The 16319-nt window shown below is 44.0% G+C and carries 14 protein-coding genes; 8 read left to right on the forward strand and 6 right to left on the reverse strand.

The window, feature by feature from the left end; genetic code table 11:
- The first annotated feature begins 91 nt into the window (after positions 1-91).
- The 7 genes from PLH26_RS00105 to PLH26_RS00135 all read left to right on the forward strand — a co-directional run bounded on the left by PLH26_RS00105 (position 92) and on the right by PLH26_RS00135 (position 3975).
- Positions 92-703: a nucleotidyl cyclase domain-containing protein gene (locus tag PLH26_RS00105; protein ID WP_324583928.1), complete on the forward strand. Its 612-nt coding sequence runs from the start codon at positions 92-94 to the stop codon at positions 701-703.
- Positions 700-1404 carry a DUF3307 domain-containing protein gene (locus PLH26_RS00110; RefSeq protein WP_324583929.1) on the forward strand — a complete coding sequence of 235 codons (705 nt, stop codon included), beginning with the start codon at positions 700-702 and terminating at the stop codon, positions 1402-1404. Before PLH26_RS00105 ends, PLH26_RS00110 begins: the two co-directional genes overlap by 4 nt.
- A gap of 103 nt (positions 1405-1507) precedes the next feature.
- Positions 1508-2107: a 3-keto-disaccharide hydrolase gene (locus PLH26_RS00115; protein WP_324583930.1), complete on the forward strand. Its 600-nt coding sequence runs from the start codon at positions 1508-1510 to the stop codon at positions 2105-2107.
- Position 2108: 1 nt separating this feature from the next.
- A complete protein-coding gene (rpiA, locus tag PLH26_RS00120; RefSeq protein WP_324583931.1) occupies positions 2109-2774 on the forward strand; it encodes a ribose-5-phosphate isomerase RpiA in 666 nt (221 codons plus the stop codon).
- A 19-nt stretch (positions 2775-2793) separates the two neighbouring features.
- Positions 2794-3111: a hypothetical protein gene (locus tag PLH26_RS00125; RefSeq protein ID WP_324583932.1), complete on the forward strand. Its 318-nt coding sequence runs from the start codon at positions 2794-2796 to the stop codon at positions 3109-3111.
- A 26-nt stretch (positions 3112-3137) separates the two neighbouring features.
- Positions 3138-3743 (forward strand): phosphodiester glycosidase family protein, encoded by a 606-nt coding sequence (locus PLH26_RS00130; RefSeq protein ID WP_324583933.1) that lies wholly within the window; start codon positions 3138-3140, stop codon positions 3741-3743.
- Positions 3744-3816: 73 nt separating this feature from the next.
- Positions 3817-3975 carry a hypothetical protein gene (locus PLH26_RS00135; RefSeq protein ID WP_324583934.1) on the forward strand — a complete coding sequence of 53 codons (159 nt, stop codon included), beginning with the start codon at positions 3817-3819 and terminating at the stop codon, positions 3973-3975.
- A 121-nt stretch (positions 3976-4096) separates the two neighbouring features.
- Here PLH26_RS00135 and PLH26_RS00140 read toward each other — a convergent pair whose 3' ends face one another.
- Positions 4097-4858: a DUF4197 domain-containing protein gene (locus PLH26_RS00140; RefSeq protein WP_324583935.1), complete on the reverse strand. Its 762-nt coding sequence runs from the start codon at positions 4856-4858 to the stop codon at positions 4097-4099.
- 465 nt (positions 4859-5323) lie between these two features.
- Here PLH26_RS00140 and truA point away from each other — a divergent pair, with 465 nt between their 5' ends.
- Positions 5324-6067 (forward strand): tRNA pseudouridine(38-40) synthase TruA, encoded by a 744-nt coding sequence (gene truA / locus PLH26_RS00145; protein WP_324583936.1) that lies wholly within the window; start codon positions 5324-5326, stop codon positions 6065-6067.
- Positions 6068-6168: 101 nt separating this feature from the next.
- Here truA and PLH26_RS00150 read toward each other — a convergent pair whose 3' ends face one another.
- From PLH26_RS00150 to PLH26_RS00170, 5 genes are all read right to left on the reverse strand, one after another.
- Positions 6169-7083, reverse strand: coding sequence for an alpha/beta hydrolase fold domain-containing protein (locus PLH26_RS00150; RefSeq protein ID WP_324583937.1), 915 nt, complete (start codon positions 7081-7083; stop codon positions 6169-6171).
- 156 nt (positions 7084-7239) lie between these two features.
- Positions 7240-9477 carry a ligand-binding sensor domain-containing protein gene (locus tag PLH26_RS00155; protein ID WP_324583938.1) on the reverse strand — a complete coding sequence of 746 codons (2238 nt, stop codon included), beginning with the start codon at positions 9475-9477 and terminating at the stop codon, positions 7240-7242.
- A 195-nt stretch (positions 9478-9672) separates the two neighbouring features.
- A complete protein-coding gene (locus tag PLH26_RS00160) occupies positions 9673-11415 on the reverse strand; it encodes a SusD/RagB family nutrient-binding outer membrane lipoprotein (RefSeq protein WP_324583939.1) in 1743 nt (580 codons plus the stop codon).
- 21 nt (positions 11416-11436) lie between these two features.
- Positions 11437-15069, reverse strand: coding sequence for a SusC/RagA family TonB-linked outer membrane protein (locus tag PLH26_RS00165; protein WP_324583940.1), 3633 nt, complete (start codon positions 15067-15069; stop codon positions 11437-11439).
- A 38-nt stretch (positions 15070-15107) separates the two neighbouring features.
- Positions 15108-16172 carry a FecR family protein gene (locus PLH26_RS00170; protein ID WP_324583941.1) on the reverse strand — a complete coding sequence of 355 codons (1065 nt, stop codon included), beginning with the start codon at positions 16170-16172 and terminating at the stop codon, positions 15108-15110.
- Between the last annotated feature and the right edge of the window lie 147 nt (positions 16173-16319).

Consider the following 16319-nt stretch of genomic DNA (forward strand, 5'->3'; position numbering starts at 1 on the left):
TTTAGGCTATAATTTAAAAATATAGCCTTTTTAGGCTATATTTTGAGAATATAGCCTTTTTAGGCTATATTTGAAATGAAAACCATAGCATATGTCTCTTGCCGCCGTTATAACCGCTGATATTGTAAACTCCACGGTTCCCGGAACTGCCATGGGAAAGAAGCTGGTAGCACGGCTCAGCACTGTTTTAAAAAATTATAAATTCGAATTCTATCGCGGCGATAGTTTCCAGGCGTATGTTAAAGATCCTTCAGCGGCATTAAAATTAGCCATCCGGTTGAGAACCGCGGCCAAAAGTTTTTCCGGCATATACGATGTGCGCATCAGCATAGGAATAGGCAAAGCGGCCAGGAATGTGCAAGCTTTGCGAACTGCCAGCAGTGAGGCTTTCATCTTATCGGGAAGAATGTTTGAACAGCTAAAAGATGATCAGCGCTTATGGATCCAGTCGGCCAATGAAAACGCGAATATTGCTTTTAGGGTTATTGCATATTTCACGGATTATATCCTAAAACGGTTAACATCAAGACAGGCTGAAGTTGTGCTGGAGCTTTTGAAGGAGCAGACCCAGACAGCGGTATCCCAAAAGCTAAAAATAAAACAGTCTACCATCAATAAACATGCGCAGTCGGCAGGGTGGGCGGAAATAGAAAAGATATTGCACGAATACAATCAAATGATCATTCAATTTAATCCGGCATGAGCACCATCTGGCTGATAAAACTGATCCTGTCGCACCTGCTGGCAGACTTTGTACTGCAACCGCGAAAATGGGTCAATGATCGCTGCTCGAGGCATTTTTCCTCTCCCTGGCTCTACCTGCATACTTTGATAGCTGCCGCATTGGCACTGGTGCTTACGGGCTTTCAATACTGGCATTTTGCTTTGGTCATCTTTGTATCGCACACCCTTATTGACGGATGGAAATCGTACCGGCCTCAAACTGTATTGTATTTCTTAACAGACCAGCTAATGCACCTGCTGGTTATTATAGCCTGCTGGTATTATGCTTTTTATACCATTGCGGATATAAAGGAATGGTTGCAGGCAACCGGCAACAATCATCATTTCTGGATCATAACAACAGCCTATGTATTTTTGAGCTTTCCGGCGGGCATTATGATCGGGCAAATGACACGTAAATGGAGCGACCAGTTGCCCCGCAGTGCCGGGCTTGCCAATGCAGGCAAGTGGATCGGTATTTTAGAACGCATCCTTATCCTCACTTTCTTACTGCAGGATCAGTATGCAGCGATCGGCCTTCTGATTACGGCAAAGGGATTGCTCCGGTTCAGCGAAAAAGACAGGCAGGAAGAAAAAACCGAATATGTGCTGATCGGATCACTGATCAGCTTTTCCATATCTGTGATAACAGGGATTGTTGTAAAATATCTTGCTACCTAATGAATGATGCGGGGATGAAGTTTTGGAACCCAATTCCGGTATAAACCGGTAAAACCTGTCTCTTTATGCTTATGATGCTATAACTATAAAAAATAATTCAATAATGAGAGATCGCTTTACCGTACCAATAATGCTTTGCCTGACTTTTATTGCCGGTTCATGGGCAATACAACCCCGGTGGATTTCACTTTTCAATGGAAAGGATCTTTCGGGGTGGGTAGCGAGAGGTGATGCAACATGGGAGGTAAAGGAAGGCGTGATCATTGGGCAAAATGGCCGGGGACACCTGTATGCCGCACCCGTAGTTGAAGATTTTGAGGTGAAAGGTGAATTCCGGATAACCGGCCAGGGTAAAGGCGCCAACAGCGGTTTGTATATAAGAGCCAGCGAACCGGAAGATAACCCCGATGGTTTTCCACGCGGCTATGAAGCACAAATATGCAATAACCAGGAAGCGCATACCGGTTGGCTTTGGAAGCCGGGAAAGCCTACCGGTAAAGCTACAGCGTTGCTCACCAGGGATGGAGAATGGTTCCTGATGAAGGTGAGAGCCATAGGTGACAGTATAAATATATGGGTGAAGGATCAATTGGTGATGAGTTACAGCGATAGTGAATATAAAAAAGGAAAATTCGCGATCCAGTGCCATAACCCGGGTATGATGGTGGAAGCACGAAATTTATATTACCGGAAACTCAAATAACATGAATGCAAAACAGGCAGCGGCTCACAAGGCAGTACAGTACATTAAAGATGGAATGATAGTAGGACTGGGCACCGGCTCTACAGCTTACTGGGCTATTCAATACCTGGGAGAAAGAGTGAAACAGGGTATGCAGATCACTGCAGTAGCAACTTCTGATCAAACAGAAAGGCTGGCATTGCAATGCGGCATAAAGATCAGTGACATGGATGCTGTTGATCATATTGATATAGACATTGACGGTGCAGACGAAATAGATCACCGGCTTAATCTTATTAAAGGCGGGGGGGGCGCATTGTTGAGAGAGAAAATTGTAGCTGCAGGCAGTAAAACCTTTATTGTTATAGCAGATGAGAGCAAGATGGTGAAAATACTTGGGCAGTTCCCGCTGCCGGTAGAGATCATCCCGTTTGGGTGGCAGCATACCTCCAGGCGACTGGCATTGCTGGGCTGTCAAACAGCAATGCGGCAAAAGGAAGCCGGGCCATTTAAAACCGATAATGGGAATTATATACTGGATTGTCGTTTCGGTTCCATTTCAGATCCTGCTGTACTGCAACAGCAAATCAACAGTATACCCGGCGTTGTAGAAAACGGTCTTTTTGTAAAAATGGCTTCTGCCGTGGTGGTGGGTTATAGCGATGGTACGGTGAAAGAATTTTCGTGAACAACAATACCCGGACCGAATGAAAAGAATATGCTTTATCGTTTACCTTGCTTTTATAGCATTTGAGTTAGATGCACAAATAAAATGGGTGAGGGTTGATTCGTTGTTTGGGGATCTGCCCGCATCCGTGCATGTTTATAGAACAACAGACCCGCTGGATGGCAAACCCAATATCGCATATTATATAGAAGCCGATCTTAAGGACAGGAGACTGAATTTTACTTCAGATACAACCAATAAAAGGAGGCTGACCCCGCAACAGTTCTATACCAGGAACAATAACCCTGTTGTAGTGGTTAATTGTACTTTTTTTCTTTTGCCACCAATCAAAACCTGAACCCTGTAATCAAAAACAGGAAACTGGTGGGTTACGACAGGCACTCCCGGAAACAAAAAGACGGATCAACTTACCTGCATACCTTTGGCAGCGCTATAGGCATCTCCAGGCGCAGGAAGGCCGATATTGCCTGGCTGTATACCGATAGTGCAGAGGGAAAAGTGCTGGCCCTACAAAACCCGGTAAAAGCATTTGCTGATTCAAACAGCTTTTATAAACCCGGAATAAATACCGTGAATATTCTCGATTCGGGCGCTGTAAAATGGAAAATGAGAACTGCGGTAGGCGGCGGACCTGTATTATTGCAGGAAGGTGAAATAAAGGTCACGAATAACGAGGAATTAAAATTCGCAGGCAAAGCGATTGAAGATAAGCATCCCCGCACAGGCATGGGCTATACCAGGAACAATAAGCTCATTATCCTGGTAATAGAAGGCAGGAATAAAGGTGTTGCTGAAGGTGCCACCTTATTGCAGGAAGCGCAGTTGTTGAAGGAACTGGGCTGTTGGGAAGCGCTCAACCTCGATGGCGGCGGCAGCAGTTGCATGCTCGTGAATGGCAGGGAAACCATACATCCTTCCGATAAAAAGCAAAGACCAGTTCCGGCAGTATTTATGATCGGAACCCGTTAATGGATCATGCGATCCTTTGCCGGACGGACGCTAAAAAGGATCTGAAACAGAATGAAATATAAGAAATAATATTATGACATACCCGTTCATCCCGATAGGACTAATAGCTGCATTTATTGTTTATGTTTTATATCTTTTGCTCATCAAAAAGGATATGAAAAAACTTAAAGCCATACTATACCAGGGCTATTCTTTATTGCCATTTGGGCTGTTATTTATTATTTTTTTCTGAAATAAAGCTTATGACAAAGCCAACGAAAAAAATAGCGCTATCTGCCGGATGAATTGTGCCGGGTAGTTTGGCCCTGCCGGAAAAGGATTACCGTAATGCCTTTTACTAAAGATATGTGCCGTTAACCGGAGCCAAATACTTTCTTCAGTATTTCAGATGTCCTGGCCAAAGGATCTTTCCTGATCTGCTGCTCTTCCTGTGCTACCTGGTAAAAGATCCCGCTTAAGGCTTTTTCCGTTACATAGGCCGAAAGGTCGGGATTGATCTTATCGGCTGAAAACTTATTATAAGCAGTAAATACGGTATTCCAGTATTTGGTGGCGTCTACTTTTTGGAGTGATTTTTCTATCACCGGCCGAAAAGACGCGGTAAGCGCTGTTGTGGTTTTGCCTTTCAGGTAATCGGTTGCTGCAAAATCTCCCCCTTTTAATATGCCTGCCGCATCCTGGATGCTCATTTGTTTGATGGCATCTACAAAGATCGGAGCTGCCGATTTTGCTGCATCTTCCGCAGCGCGGTTCATGGCAAGTATGGCCTCATCTACCTGCCTGCCCAATCCAACGGCTCTTAGTCTTTGCTCTGCTTTTTTGGCTTCTTCAGGCATTAATATTTTAATAGCGGCGTTGGCAAAATACCCATCAATGGAAGACAGGTTTTTGCCTGCTTTTTCTGCGCCAACAGACAACGCCTCTTTGAGTCCGGCCGCAATATCATCTTTGCTTAAACTACTGCCTTTTCCTAAAACATTGCCGAGCACACCGGCTGATGAAGAAGAATCTTTTTTATCACCCAGTACTTTTTTGAGCAACTGGGCATGAGCGGAAGAAGAAACAAAAAGGAACGCAACTGCGGTTAAATAAAGAATGCCTTTATTGATTTTCATAAGATTGATTTTAAATTCGTTCACAAATATACCAATCCCCAACCGCCACAGCCATAAAGAAATATTAAAATATATTAAATCCGGTTTTAGGCCTGTGTTCCGAATGAAGTTACACCGTATTCCAACGGGAAAAGCATAATAAAAGTATTTTGTTGGTCGTTTCACCTTCCGGGGCGTGATAACGAAAGCATTGTTCTGGTCGCGGCGCATCCTGATTTTTCTTCCGTAAACCTTTCTCTTTTCAGGATAGGAATAAAACCCCTGCACAACGATTTCTGCGCCTGGTTCGGTCACTTTATGCATAAGGATCTGTATTGATCCTAAAAGGTTACCATACGATAAAAAGAATTCTGACCCTGAAAGGGTCGAACAATTTTGTTTAATGCTTTTTCAGCTACCGATTTGTTATTGAGTTCCTGGTTCTTTCTTTTAGCTTTGCAGTCATCCGGTTAATGGGATATATCAATGGAACGATATTTTATTGAAATAGCATATAAAGGAGCGGGGTATGCCGGGTTTCAGATACAGGATAATGCGGTTACCATTCAATCTGAGGTTCAAAAGGCAATGGCTGTTCTTTTTAAACAGGATATATTGCTCACCGGGTCATCACGAACAGATGCGGAAGTGAATGCATTGCAGAATTTTTTTCACTTCGACTTTGATCAACCCATACCGGAACGCTATATTTATAACCTCAACGCCATACTTCCTCCTGCAATCGTAATAAGCCGTATTATCCCCGTGCAGGTGAACGCACATTGCAGGTTCGACGCCATAGGCAGGGAATACATGTATTATGTATACAAAACCAAAAATCCGTTCCTGAGCGACAGGGCTTATTATTTTCCCTATACAATAGATTTCGATCGGCTACAGGAGGCGGCATCGGTAATATTACAGTATACAGATTTTACAAGCTTTTCCAAGCGCAATACGCAGGTTAAGAATTTTATATGCAGAGTGCAGGAAAGCCGGTGGAAAATGGTAAATGATCATGTTGTTTATCATGTGCAGGCCAATCGTTTTCTGAGAGGCATGGTAAGAGGCCTGGTTGGCACCATGCTGCAGGTGGGCAGGGGTAAAACAGATATCAATGCTTTCCGGAAAATTATTGAGGACAGGGATTGCTCAAAAGCCAATTTTGCCGTGCCGGGTCACGGATTGTTTTTAACCAGAGTAAACTATCCGCCGGGCTATTTGAAATAGTGTATAGGGGTGCATGCTGTTAGGCCGAACAAGAAGCGTGTGAATAGTGAATTGAGAAGGTGAATGAATTATTCACTATTGTTCAACCTTAACGGTACACTTTATTTTTTCACAGGATAATGCTCATCCAGCCATGCCATGAGTGTAGAAAATACATCTGCAGCTATGGGTGCCCGTAATTCATGCTTCTCGCCCGGATATAATTTTATTTTTGAAGGAATACCCAATTGCTGTAATTTTTTGTACAATTTCTCCGACTGGTCAACAGGAACCAGATCGTCTGCAGTGCCGTGAAATAAAACAGTAGGAACGCCGGTTTTTTGAGTGAGGTGAAAATACGGGCTGGACTGTTTCACGATCTTTGCGAACGTATCGGGTGTTCCCAGGAAATTGACGATGATGTCATTGCTTTCCGTTCCCGGTTTACGCACCGTTTCATCCGAGAGGTCCGAGGGTCCAAAAATATCCACAACAGTTTTTACTTGCTTTAAACTGTCGTAGCCATAAGCACATAACATAGCCAGGTGAGCGCCGGCACTTGCACCTATTAATGCAAAACTGTTGCCATCATACCTGTATTCAGCGGCATTTGCCGAAATAAATGCCAGTGCTTTTTGTACATCTTCTATCTGCGCGGGAAAAGTGTTTTTTCCATTTTTCACCAACCGGTAGTTTAAGGATGCCAAAGCATATTTTCGTTTGCCTGCCAGTTCTTCGATCAATGGTTTTGGAAATTCGGTTTTATCACCCTGTACCCAGCTTCCGCCATGAATGTATACGATCACTTTGGTGTTGTGGTTACGGTCATCCGGCAGATAGGCATCCAGAAGCTGGTAATGATTATCTGCATCACCATACTGCACATCCGGTATTTCGGTATAAGATTGGTGTTTGACAGCAGCTCCATGCTTTGCGTTGTTGCCGGTGAACGCAACAACAGGCTTTTCATCGTGGTAGGAAGTTAATAATGCTGATATGAAAATAACAAACGCGCAGAAGTACTGACCGAATTGCATGGCAGGGGTTTTATCTTTTCAAACAGGGTTTTACAGCCACTACAAGCTAAAGAAAATACAATAAAATGCATAGGTTTTTTCTCCTTTTTTACCCACAATCTGCTTTATTATTCCTGCAACCCTGTAACCTGCACCTTGTACCCGCCTCTTATAAGTTCATTCAATCATTTTCAAATAGCGTCCTATCCAGTAAGGCAGCAGCCAGAATACCGGTTCTCTTTCTATATCGGGATGTCCGTTTATAGCAGACCAGGGGTTCTTATCCCACCTTACCGCAGTGCGTATACTGGCCGGCGGCAATTCATTTACCTGCAGATCATCCAGCACAGGTTCGTGCACCATTCTTACGTCTTCCCTTTTGCTGTGATCAAACCTCCAGTTCACCAGGTCAAGCGGTGTATCTTTCAGGAACTCAACGGAAGAGGTGAGCTCCACTTTTATATTGCGTGTATAGCAATACAAAAAATTGATCAACGGGCTTTTATCGCCCTTTCGTTTTTCCATCCAGTTATCCATGTGTTTTTCGTAAAAGGCAAGCAGTGCGCGATCCTTTTCACATCCAATCAGAACAGGGTAGAGGTAAGCCTGGAGGATCACATCGAAATAAATAAAAAAAGCAGGATTTTGTTCGGGGATCTTAGCCATGTTCTCCAGGTAGTTTTCCTCCCTGATCAGCCTCAGGTAATGATCCTGGTACCTGGCGCTTCCCGTCATGTAATAAGCCAGTTTTAAAAAAGTCAGCAACTCCATTGAGTTTTGGTGCCGGTCGGGCATCCATTCCGGATCGCGGTTAAGTTTATCCGGGCTCCATACCGACCAACGGGTATGGGTGCCGTCAATGTCTGTCATATTGAAATTGTTGCTGATCAAATGATCAACCAGGCGGGCAACATGTTCACGGATGATTTGTTTTTCTTTGTCATCGGCCACCAGCTCGTAATAAAAGTAATAACCCATCATATGACCGCACCATTCATCGCTGCTCGTATCTCCTTTCCAAAGCCATTTCCCGTCTTTCGATTTATGCCACCGCGTTTCAACAGGTTTGAACCGTGGCTCTTTCACCAGTTCTTCCGCCAGTTCTCTTTCCGTATATTTCCTGTTGGGGTCATGCACATTGTTTCCCCAGCCTGCCGGCACTATTGTTCTGGCAAAAAAGCCATCGGTGCCGGTTATGGTTTGCAACAGCTTCAAAAAATCAAAGGCCTTCTTTGCTTTATCCCTGGCATCTTTACTTCCGGTTACCGCATAGCGAAAACTTTCCATAGCCAGGTAGCTGGCCGTAAACTCCCCATCGTTGTCATCGTCTTCCGGTTGCCATTTGTTCACGTCTTCGGGGTCTTTTAAACGGGCAGGGCCTACTATCCACGGTTCGCGAACATGGCGCTTCATGGTTATATCATAAAAGAAATCCTGTTTTTGCGCCAGGGTCATTTTTCTTTTTTTGATAGCGCTTACTCCTTTAGGCGTAGCCACCCATGCATTGCCTTCTTTGTCAAAAGCAATATCAGTTACTTTATCATCCAGCAGCCACCGCCTGCTGAAACGTAATGTATGTGAGCCATTTGGCGCGTAACGCACTATGCCTGCATCTGTTCCTACCCACATGCTTCCATCGGGCGACTTTTCCACGCAGTTCACGTAAATGGAAGGCATGCCATTAGATGGCTGGAGTGCATGTGTTTTTTTATTATCCCGGATGATGCTTACACCGCCCAAACCACCGGCCCACAACCGGTGTTTGTCATCGAATGCCAACCCCTTTACGTAAGCGCTGAGCAACCGGCTGCTGTCTGTAAGATGTTGTACCTGTTCCTGTACAATATGGTACAATCCCACATCACTGGCTATCCATATACTGTTGTTGGCAGCGGCAACTGCATCCCGTATGGAGCGGGCAATAGGGTAATCTTTTTTCAGGAACCGGCCCCGGTCAAATATCCATACGCCTTTAGGACCAAAAGCGTATAACCCCTTTTTTGCAGCGCACAATGCAGAAACGGGGCCTGCTGTTCCCGGTATTTTTTTGAGTATGTTGCTTTTATAAACATACACACCATTCCATGTTCCTGCCCATACTGCCTGTTCATTTGTTGTTACCACGTATGCGGGACCGTTATCGTTGCCGGAGATCATGCTTGCCCATGCAGATGTTCCGGGCTTTTTCATATATATTCCTCCCGCAGTAGCTACCCACACATTCGATCCATGATCAACTGCAATGCTTCTTATTTCATTGGCGTCCGGATTTTTTCCTACGCGGTATGCTTCGTGATATTCCTGCCAGAAGGCTGTGTCTTTGGTGCCGGCGGGGGCATAAGACAACTGGGCAATGGTATATTGTGAAACACCTGAAAAGAGCAAACAGTAAAAAAGGAATAATTTATTTTTCATATCGGGTGAAATAAAGATGTGGTCGGTACCCGATGTAAGAAGGGTCAGACCGCATCTGTAAAGAATCGTAACTGGCTATCGGGGGTCAACCATTAGCTTTGAGTTATAGGTTTTTAATAAGCTTAATATCAAAAAGAAAACCTGCAAGGCAAGCCTCACAGGTTTTGTAAATTACATCTTAAGTAAACTTGACTATTACCAGGGTTTACCGGTACCCTGCAATAACCATGGTTTGCCCCATTGACTGTTTTTACCACGTGGGTCGGTACTAAAATTATTTTCAATACCATTAATAGCGGCCGAGGAGTTTTCAGTATTTCTGTTCAGCTCATTCTGTCCATATATTAACCTTACCGCAACCTGGGGTCTTGCCGAAGCATTTCCGGCTACAAGTGCAGGGAACCCTGTTCTTCTAAAATCAAACCATGGTTCTAATGCACTTGTAAAACCGGCAATCCATTTTTGTTCAATAATCTGGGCAAGTGATCCGTCAAAAGCTACGCCTGCAGTAGTAATATAATCACCATATCCGTCTTCAACGCCCCAGTTGGTTAATGAAAACCTGATGCCATCATTATAATGGTTTTCTGCTGAACCTGCAGCCCAGCCTTTTTGCGCTGCTTCTGCAAGAATGAATGCAGATTCTACTGCAGTTGCCAAACGCGCCTTAAGGAAGCCATTTTTACCGTCATCTTTGTTCTGAAAAAGATATGATAACTGTGAAACGTGTTGATTCTGTACACTTTGCCCGGAAGTAGGGTTGTTATTGTAATAGTCGGGGTACAAACGAGCCGGAGGTATACCTACATATTCATTCGTATCAGGAGCTTCAGTGTTGAAGGGTGCGTTAGGAACATATGTATTAGGATTAAAGCGACGGGTATAAACTTTACCCGCAGCAATTTGTTGTTTGTAACCGTTGGTGCCGCCACTCAAATCACTCTCCGGCAGAGACACCAGGCTGGTCAAAACACCGCCCTCACGAATATAAGGATCAACCTGTACAGACAAGGTTGCGTCCGCCACCCACCTGCAATGAACCGGCTGGAACCACACATCTCTTCTGGGGTCATCATAAGCATTGAGCTTTGCTATTAAAGTTTGGCAGGGTTTTCTTCTCCTCCAATTGGATTCGCTGGGATCATTCTCTGTATTTCCGGGCCAGGCGCTGCCGGGAGGGATTCCATCAAAATCCATCGTTGCGTCTTCCGATGGGTCCTTGATATAAATGCCGGAACTGTATACAGCTTCTATATTTGATTTTGCAAGATCTGGCAATTTTTCCGATAAACGCATTGAAAACCTTAAAATCAGAGAATTCGTAAACTTTTGCCAGGCAGTAACATTACCATCATAATATATATCATAACCCGAAGCATAATAGCTACTGTTATCTCCTGTACTCGCAAAAGCCCCTGCAGCAGCTTTCAGGTCGTCTAAAACGCCTTTGTAAATTGTTTCCTGGCTATCGTAAGAAGGATACAGTAAGTCTTCATCTCCTTTCAGGGCATCGGTATACGGGGCATCTCCCCATAAATCAGCAATGGTTCCAAAAATAAAGCCTCTCATGGTTAAGGCTACGCCTTCGTGAAACTTATTTCCAAGTTCTACGGCACGTTCATACATGAATTCATTGTTTCTCAAAAGTCCATAGTATCCGCTCCAGTCTTCTTCGCTCCAGTCGAAAGAGTTATAACCTGAATACCAGCCATCCTCCTGCATGTGCTGAATTACACCTGATATTTTGCCGTAGCCCAGGCCAAGATAATTGTTAGCAAACCCGCTTTGAATACCAGCCATCAGCAAATTGGGGTTTGCAGTGGACGGATTCACTCCATTGGGGTTTTCATTTGTTTTATCCAGGTCTTTTGAACAGGAAACTGCAAAAAACAAACTGGAAATGAAAACAATTTTATAAATGAATTGTAATCTTTTCATAATAATAAGTTTTGTGTTATACTAGAAATCAACATTTAGTTTAAACCCAAAGGGAATAGTCCAGGGTAAAATATTTTGTCTTTCAATTCCTTGTCTGAAACCTCCGACACCCGGGTCTGCCCAGAATGCTCTTTCCGGATCAATACCAATTTTAGCAGCATTCCATAGCATAATATTTCTTGCATACACAGAAAAAGTTGCATTTCTTGTAATGTTCAGCAGGTTAGGTATTCTGTAGCTTAAGGTGATTTCTCTTAATTTAATAAAGGAAGCATCGAATGTAACCTGTTTGTTGAAGCTCCAGGGATAAACATTTGTGATTGGCTGATATTCGGTGCCATCTCCGCCTAACCATTCGTGATAGTTTCCGTCAGCATCCTGCCACACTCCGGGAACAAAAGCGCCGTCATAGCTTGTACCACCTCCCGGTAAAGCAAGTGGCAGGCCGCCTGTTTCCTCTGTATGACCGCCTACGCGCGGGAAATTACCATTTTTGGGTATAATGTACTTTTCCGGATCTGATTTTAACAGTGCAACCAGGTCTTCTTTAGACATATTTCCCGGGATCAGGTTATCGATCTGCCGCTGAGATTTCCAGTCCGACTCACCATAACGATAAGTGAAGGACATAAATTCGCCACCGTTCCTCCAGTCAAAGCTTAAGCCCAGAGACCAGCGTTTCCAGCTAAGGGATGATTGCAGCCCCATTAAAAAGCGCGGATTGTAATTACCCACTTTTTCGTTATTGGGGTTTCCTGAACCGGATGATAACTCCTGCCACTGTGCACCACCTGATGAACCGTCCCATTCAATAATCGGCCATAAATAGTAAGGAGAATTGGGATCTTCAACTTTAGGATAGCCTCTGCTGTAAAGATTACCCAGCTGGTCACCTACAAAAGTATAGGCTCCTGCACTGGCTTCACTCCATTGGTTGAGGAAAGTAGCACCTTCATACAGCTCTTCAAGAACAACCCTGTTGCGGCTGAAATTGGCATTCAGGTCCCAGTTCCAGTTCCCCGAACTCATTACAGTTCCTCCTAAATCAATTTCCCATCCTTTGCTTCTTAGTTTGCCCCCGTTGATCTGTTTGCTTGAGAAACCGGAAGATTCAGGCATGCTAACATTAAATATCTGGTTGGTGTTCACCATGTCGTAATACGTTATGGCAAACCTTAACCTGTTATTAAACATGTTCAAATCCAAACCACCTTCAATAGAAGTAGATATTTCGGGTTTTAATGCGGAGTTCAATAAAACTCCTGAAATTCCTGTGGTCACCAATCCGCCCCATGAGCTTGTACCCAATACGTTATATAGTTGATATGGATCAGCGTCTTTACCGGCTTGTGCCCATCCTGCGCGCAACTTGAGCAAATTAACAGAAGCTGGTAAGTTAAATGTTGTATTTGTCAGCCAGCTTAAAGATGCTGACGGGTAAAAATACGAGCGACTATGAGCGGGCAGGGTACTTGACCAGTCATTTCTTGCAGTGAGGTCCAGATAAACCTGGTTTTTAAAGCCGAGAGAAGCCAGACCGTATAAGCTGTAGATGGATCTTTTCGACGCAGAGTTGCTATAATTCAGGTTGTCTCTGGCAATATTGCTGATCCGGTATAAATTAGGAACCACCAGGTTTCTTCCACCCATTGATTCACTATGCCCTCTTGCCTGCATATAGTTTCCGCCACCGGAGATGCTGACATCAAAATCACTTACTTTCTTTTTATACGACAATAAGAAATCTGTATTTACCTCCTGTCCAAAGCCATTGTCTATATAATATCCTCCGGTAGGGAGCGAAGTATAGCTCCATGCAATTTTTGTTTCATTGAACTGGTTGGTTGTATTCATTGTTCCGCGAACAAATGCAGAGAACGCCTCTGAAATCTTCCAGTCAAGCTTTATATTACCAAAAAACCTGTCCCGTACAAAGCCGTTTTGAATACCATAGGCAAGAAAATAAGGGTTATTAAACTCTCCGGGAGCTGCAGAAAGCTGCTCAATGTTTTCGAGTCCGGGCTTCCAGATGCCTTTTAGATCCCTTACATCTACATGTGGCATTGCATATACTTCCTGCAACGGATTGGCATTTCTTTCGGAAGTAAGCGGCCTGCTGTTTGAATGTGAACGAACAAAGTTTACATTGGTAGAAATGGTAAGTGCTTTTGCAATATCATAAGAGCCGGCAAAAGAAAGGCTGTTCCTGTACAGATCCTGACCAGGGATCAATCCTTTATTGCTCATGTTACTGTATGAAAAACGATAGGTGGTTTTTTCAGAAGAACCCGAAACCGACAAGTTATTGTCTGTGGTAAACCCGGTGTTCAAAAAGTTTTTCATATTGTCTTTGTACGATACCAATTCTGTAGGAATGGAATTGCCATTGTCGTCCACCGGGCTATTCCACTGTACAGCAGTGTTTCCTTTATCTAAGGGAATTCCACCCCAGTATGCGGAAAGCTCATCCAGTTGGAAAGGTCTTTCACCATTGGCATATTTGTAGTGAAAGTCAAGAAAACGATATGGCTTTTCCCATACATTGGATGTAGAGAATGAAACGCCAAATCCCTTACCTTTTTTTGCAGATTTAGTGGTAATTAATATTACTCCATTATTCGCCCTTGATCCATACAGTGCAGCTGCGCTGGGTCCTTTCAGTACAGACATGCTTTCGATATCATCCGGATTAATATCATTTATCGCATTGCCGTAATCTACCTTATTATTACTTCCTTTTTCGCTTACGTTGGCTATTGAGCTCTCCATTGGCACACCATCCACAACAAAAAGCGGCTGATTGTTTTTCAGTGAAAAGGCTCCCCGTATGATTACACTGATCGAAGAACCCACACCGCTGGTTTGGTTAATTGTTACCCCGGAAACACGACCCGCCATTGACGTGAGCATACTTTCGTTAGCCACATTTGTCAGGTCTTCTCCTTTTACCTGGCCCACGTTATAACCAAGCGACCTTTTTTCGCGGGTAATACCGAGAGCGGTTACTACAACTCCCTCCAGTTCCTGTACATTCGACGCCAGCACGATATTGATTTGGCTTTTTCCGTCAACTGCCACTTCCCGGGTGGCATAACCCACCGAACTGATTACCAGTATAGCTGAAGCGCTGGCTACGTTCAGCGAAAAATTTCCATCATTATCCGTATTGGTGGCGTTCGATGTTCCTTTCTCACTTACTGTTGCGCCTGCAATACCCCCGTTTTCATCACTTACCCTGCCCCTTACGGAAAAGTCGGCGGCAGCAGCATCAGTACTGATCAGGGCAGCGGGAACAGCAAAATTTTCTTCCCGATTTTTTAATACGGCCTGTTTTATAACGTATACTTCCTTAACTTTTTCAAACATCAATCCTGCAGGGGGAAGCACTTTGTTCAATACAACGTCGGGATCGCTTTGTTGGGAAGCATCCAGCACATCGTAATTTACGCTCACCGATCTGAGGGCATTTGATTCGTAGCTGTAATAGATGTTTTGATACGTTTTTTTAAATTCATGCATAAATTCCTGCAGGGAAGTTGTTTTCAGATCGCTTCCCGCGGGGTTGGTTTTGTTTACTGGGGTGGGGGAAAGTGCGGCTATATCCTGCGCCCATACCCCTGTTACGGCAAGTAAAAACAATACGGCCGTTAACATTGTCCCTAAGCAGCGTTTTGAAAAAGATGGTTTTCTTTTCATAACTGTTTTGATTGAGGGTTAATAATGATTAATTGTTGATTTTGTGTTTGTATGCTGATGTTTAAGGTTTTTTCTATTACCTGTATCAATGTTGAGAAATCATTAACCGATACTACCGCGGTGATCATAAGCTGTTTTTGCGCTTCGGAGGAGAAAACCATTTCCATTCCATAGTATTCTTTAATAAGCCGGGCAACGGTTACCAGGTTGGTTTCCTCAAAATGCCATTCGTCTAATTTCCATGCAGCAGTATATAAGCTGGTGTCGGCCCTGGCAGTGATCAGCTCATTGTTGACGGTGTCTACATTGAGCGTATAGCCGGCCTGCATATACACCGTTTTTCTTTTATTTTTTTCAAGCGTTACATTCACTTTGCCACTGGTGAGTACTACGTCGGTGGCCCTGGTACGGGCATTTACATTGAACTCTGTTCCGGTTACATAAATTTTCAACTGGTTGGCATGTACAATAAAAGGAGTGAGGCTCGCCGTTCTTTTTACGCGGAAATAGGCATTGCCTTGCAGAAAAATTTCCCTTACGGAAGCTGTTGCAAAATCGCTGTTGTACCGCAGGGAAGAATTGCCATTGAGGACAACTGCCGAACTATCGGGCAGCATTATCTTTTTTACTTCCTTTAAGTCTGTTTTTTGCAATACCATGGCAACAGCCGCTGTTTGTTCAGGGATATGAAAAGGGAAAAAAATGCTTATGGTAACAAGCGCCATTGCTGCTGCGGCCAATACCCACCATCTGCTTCTTTTGCGGGAGGGGGCTGTTCCAATGGCTTTATGGGATAAGCTGATCTGCTGAAAGATATTATCTCTCAGTGCCTGTTTTTCGCTTTGCGATAAAAAAGGGATATGAAACCCGGTTTCAGCCAGATGCTGTACAAGCTTAAAAGCATTGGTAATGGCTATTTGCTGATGGGGGTGGTTTTGGGCATATGATTTCCAGTACAGCTCGGTTTCATCATCGGGCAGCAGCACCCATTGCTGAAAATATTCATCTGCAGCAAATTCCTCTTCCGTAAAGCCCCGGTAATATGCACCCTCCTGTTTCATTATCACTAAGAGAGGAGAGCAGGAAAACATATACTCAATGGCAGGGAAAGAAATTTTTACAGCAGGGAGCGGATTGTAGGGTACAGGTTACATGTTGTTGTTTCAGGTTTGTGCGTTTCAGGCTGCAAGTTGGCTGTACGTGGCACC

The sequence above is a fragment of the Agriterribacter sp. genome (assembly GCF_035444585.1).
GTDB lineage: Bacteria > Bacteroidota > Bacteroidia > Chitinophagales > Chitinophagaceae > Agriterribacter.

Coding starts and splice junctions, on each gene's coding strand:
- PLH26_RS00105 (WP_324583928.1), top strand. CDS start 92: ATGTCTCTTGCCGCCGTTATAACCGCTGATATTGTAAACTCCACGGTT.
- PLH26_RS00110 (WP_324583929.1), top strand. CDS start 700: ATGAGCACCATCTGGCTGATAAAACTGATCCTGTCGCACCTGCTGGCA.
- PLH26_RS00115 (WP_324583930.1), top strand. CDS start 1,508: ATGAGAGATCGCTTTACCGTACCAATAATGCTTTGCCTGACTTTTATT.
- rpiA (WP_324583931.1), top strand. CDS start 2,109: ATGAATGCAAAACAGGCAGCGGCTCACAAGGCAGTACAGTACATTAAA.
- PLH26_RS00125 (WP_324583932.1), top strand. CDS start 2,794: ATGAAAAGAATATGCTTTATCGTTTACCTTGCTTTTATAGCATTTGAG.
- PLH26_RS00135 (WP_324583934.1), top strand. CDS start 3,817: ATGACATACCCGTTCATCCCGATAGGACTAATAGCTGCATTTATTGTT.
- PLH26_RS00140 (WP_324583935.1), bottom strand. CDS start 4,858: ATGAAAATCAATAAAGGCATTCTTTATTTAACCGCAGTTGCGTTCCTT.
- truA (WP_324583936.1), top strand. CDS start 5,324: ATGGAACGATATTTTATTGAAATAGCATATAAAGGAGCGGGGTATGCC.
- PLH26_RS00150 (WP_324583937.1), bottom strand. CDS start 7,083: ATGCAATTCGGTCAGTACTTCTGCGCGTTTGTTATTTTCATATCAGCA.
- PLH26_RS00155 (WP_324583938.1), bottom strand. CDS start 9,477: ATGAAAAATAAATTATTCCTTTTTTACTGTTTGCTCTTTTCAGGTGTT.
- PLH26_RS00160 (WP_324583939.1), bottom strand. CDS start 11,415: ATGAAAAGATTACAATTCATTTATAAAATTGTTTTCATTTCCAGTTTG.
- PLH26_RS00165 (WP_324583940.1), bottom strand. CDS start 15,069: ATGTTAACGGCCGTATTGTTTTTACTTGCCGTAACAGGGGTATGGGCG.
- PLH26_RS00170 (WP_324583941.1), bottom strand. CDS start 16,172: ATGAAACAGGAGGGTGCATATTACCGGGGCTTTACGGAAGAGGAATTT.